Source organism: Microbispora bryophytorum (assembly GCF_006874465.1).
Classification (GTDB): Bacteria; Actinomycetota; Actinomycetes; order Streptosporangiales; family Streptosporangiaceae; genus Microbispora; species Microbispora bryophytorum.
The window spans coordinates 1-379 of record NZ_VIRL01000128.1 but is presented as its reverse complement, the minus strand read 5'-3'; the positions used below and the strand labels follow the sequence as shown (position 1 = coordinate 379).

The following is a 379-nucleotide window of genomic DNA, read 5'->3' as shown; positions in this document are numbered from 1 at the left end:
CCAGTCGCAACCCGCGCTCCACCGTGGCGACGGTGACCGAAGTCTATGACTACATGCGCCTGCTCTGGGCGCGCATCGGCGTGCCCTACAGCCCCGCCACCGGCGAGCCGATCAGCGCACAGACCGTCAGCCAGATGGTCGACCGCGTCATGGCCCTGCCCGAAGGTACCCGCGCCTACCTGCTCGCCCCGGTCGTGCGCGGTCGCAAGGGTGAATACCGCCGCGAGCTCGCCGAATGGCAGAAGGCCGGCTACACCCGCGTCCGCATCAACGGCGAGATCATGCCGATCGAGGACGCGCCTGCGCTCGACAAGAAATTGAAGCAAGACATCGAGGTCGTGGTCGACCGCATCGCCGTGCGCGACGGCATCCAGACCCG

Annotated in this window: 1 pseudogene; it reads left to right on the top strand. The window is 67.8% G+C overall.

The features are described from left to right. Window positions 1-32: 32 nt before the first annotated feature. A pseudogene (locus FLX07_RS36165) lies at window positions 33-379 on the top strand (excinuclease ABC subunit UvrA); the annotation flags it as partial.